Origin of the sequence: Psychrobacter pacificensis, from assembly GCF_900101915.1 — a bacterium.
Taxonomy (GTDB): domain Bacteria; phylum Pseudomonadota; class Gammaproteobacteria; order Pseudomonadales; family Moraxellaceae; genus Psychrobacter; species Psychrobacter pacificensis.
The window spans coordinates 1-2748 of the sequence record NZ_FNAL01000051.1; the positions used below are offsets into that span (position 1 = coordinate 1).

The 2748-nt window shown below is 48.1% G+C and carries 5 protein-coding genes; all 5 read left to right on the forward strand.

All coding sequences use genetic code 11. From position 1 onward, the window contains the following. The first annotated feature begins 69 nt into the window (after nt 1-69). Nucleotides 70-261 carry a hypothetical protein gene (locus tag BLR43_RS13345; RefSeq protein ID WP_093071466.1) on the forward strand — a complete coding sequence of 64 codons (192 nt, stop codon included), beginning with the start codon at nt 70-72 and terminating at the stop codon, nt 259-261. Between the two features lie 37 nt (nt 262-298). Continuing rightward, nucleotides 299-586 carry a hypothetical protein gene (locus tag BLR43_RS13350; protein WP_093071467.1) on the forward strand — a complete coding sequence of 96 codons (288 nt, stop codon included), beginning with the start codon at nt 299-301 and terminating at the stop codon, nt 584-586. Continuing rightward, nucleotides 576-743, forward strand: coding sequence for a hypothetical protein (locus BLR43_RS13700; protein ID WP_167669426.1), 168 nt, complete (start codon nt 576-578; stop codon nt 741-743). The genes BLR43_RS13350 and BLR43_RS13700 overlap by 11 nt, the downstream gene beginning before the upstream one ends. A 12-nt stretch (nt 744-755) precedes the next feature. After that, nucleotides 756-947 (forward strand): ogr/Delta-like zinc finger family protein, encoded by a 192-nt coding sequence (locus BLR43_RS13355; protein WP_093071468.1) that lies wholly within the window; start codon nt 756-758, stop codon nt 945-947. A gap of 31 nt (nt 948-978) precedes the next feature. Next, nucleotides 979-2748: toprim domain-containing protein (locus tag BLR43_RS13360; RefSeq protein WP_167669427.1), on the forward strand; the 1770-nt coding region annotated here is incomplete at its 3' end.

Genomic DNA, 2748 nt, shown 5'->3' on the forward strand with positions numbered 1-2748 from the left:
GTTCATTTGACTGTATTATAAAACCGTACCACGATAACACGCTTTTAATTAGCTATAGGATACCACCAAATGACCGAAACCACAGTACAAGCCACGCCAAAGGGTGAGCTGCCTCACCTAAAAAGCGGTAAGCGCAAATCGGTGCAGCTAAGGCTTACGCCAAGCGAGCATAAAGAGCTAATGCGTACCGCAAAAAACGAAAATCGCTCTATGAGCTTTGTCGCTCATCGCCGCTATCGCAGCGGCCTAAACCAAGAGTAAAACCAAGCTCAAACCAAACCCAGAAGGAAACCAAACCATGAATCCGAATACTAAGAAACTACGCGATAACGCGATCAAAGTCAGTGTAGATCACTACGATCATCAGATATTACTGGCTCATGCCGAAAAAGCCGGTGTCGAACTCGCCACCTTAGTGCGTCAGCTTGCCATGGCACAGCTTCATCACTTGATGTTTGATGAACAACCTATTGCCATGTTACTGCCATCGACCAACACAGTCGAGCTACCGATGACGCACTTCTTAGCGATGTTTCAGGGCCAACAGAGTACCGCCATGACCAATGGAGGTGTCCATGTCGCATAAGATTCCCATCGAGCTGACCCCTGTTCCTGCTGAAGATCAGCTATTAACACAAAAAGCAGCTGAACGTGGAATGGGTGTCGATGAGTTTACGACGTGGCTGGTCAATCAATCGCTATCGCGTACCAAAGCTGATATCAGCCACATCGTCAAAAACTAAAAGAGGTAAAACATGCGCTGTCCATCCTGTCGTTCTAACTGCCTAATCTTGCGTACCCGTGTCATCACTGACTACTTACGCGACATAGAGCACCGCTGCAAAAACCCAGACTGCGGACACATCTTTGTTTCTCAGCAAGAGTATATCCGCTCGATAGTCAAGCCAGACAAGCAGCAAGACAAACCAATCAGCGCTAATGCCTAACCAAACCACCAAACCAGATTACGAGCCAATTATGACAGCCCAAACTATGAGTAACGAGACGCGTGACGAGCTGATCCCGCGTCTTATCCAAGACTACGCGCTAAAGTTCTCCAGCGATCGGCAATTTTTGCGCTATGGTCGCTGCCCATCATGCAATAAGAAAGAGCTGTTCACCGGTGCAGATAGCCCGTGGACGATCCAATGTGGCCGCGCTAATAAGTGCAACTATCAAGCCTCTACCCGTGACATATATCCAGACATCTTTGCCAACTGGACAAAGAAAAATCCACCAACGCCGACCAATCCCAATGCCACCGCCGACGCTTATCTTCAGTCGGGACGTGGCTTTGATATTGTCAAATGGCAAGGCAGCTATACCCAAGAAGTGTTCAAGGATTTTTATTCCGACTTCACCTGCCCCAGCGTGCGCTTCAATATCACCAGCGATGGCCAAGCCATCGGCTATTGGGAACGCCTGATAGAACCCGCCGCAAATATAAAAAAGGCCCGTGTACAAACAGGCTTTAAATTTAAAGGTCATGCTTGGCTACCGCCAAAGCTGCACCTACAGCATGGCGTCTGGTCATATGTGAAAGAGCTATGGATAGTAGAGGGCATCTTTGACGCCATGGCACTGACTGAGAACGGCTTACATGCCATTAGCAACATCACCGCCGGTAACTTCCCAGCCCACACCTTAGCGCAAATAAAAGCGCGAATGGCAGAGCTTGGCAAGCCACTGCCCAAGCTTATCATCGCACTCGATAGCGACCACGCTGGACGCAAAGCCACTGACAAACTGGTGGCCACCGCACGCCAAAACGGCTGGGATGTCACCGCCGCACAGTCAAGTGAGTACAGCGACGGTGCAGACTGGAACGACCTACACAAAGCGGGAAAACTCACCAAGACAGACCTTGAACGCTACCGCTTTTATGGTGAGCTGCTTATTGCTGAGACAGCAAAGGACAAGGCGCTACTGACGTACAACCAGTATGGCACCACTAGCTTTTATATGTTTTTCAACAGTTGCACCTACTGGGTAAAAGTAGACAGCGAAAGCTTTGATAAAGCCAAGCAAATGGACGCAGACAGCGAACCGACAGAGGATCTATTCAATACTGAAGAAGAGTTAAAAGAAGCCGTACAGCTTTGGCATGACGATCTAATGCAGTCTTGCATGACTGTCACCCAAATCATGAACTGTCAACCGCAAGCACTCTACTATCAGCAAAACCTTGTCACTGATGAATCGTGGTATTTCTTTCGTATCCGCACGCCTCAAGGTGATACCAAAAACACCTTTACTGGCAGTCAACTGTCGGCCGCTGGTGAGTTTAAAAAGCGCCTATTATCAGTCGCGCCTGGTGTCATTTATCAAGGCAATTCAAAGCAGCTTGACATTATGTTGGGACGCATGATTAACGGCATCAAAACCGTTGAGACCATCGACTTTATTGGTTATAGCAAAGACCATCAGACTTACATTTTTAACGATATCGCAATCCGTCATGGTGTGACTTACGCGCTCAATAAAGACGACTATTTTGACCTGCCCAATAATAAAAGCCTAAAGACATTAGCGGCCAGTCCAAGTATCCGCATAGGCGACAAACCCAAAGAGCCTGCAAATTGGCTAGCGGACATCATATCTGGCTGGGGTGTGCAAGGCGTCATTAGTCTGGTCGGCTTCATGGGCAGCCTATTTGCCCAGCAAGTACGTGACCGTCAAAAGTCCTTTCCTTTTTTAGAAATTGTAGGTGAGCCTGGTACTGGTAAATCAACCCTACTTAGCTTTTTT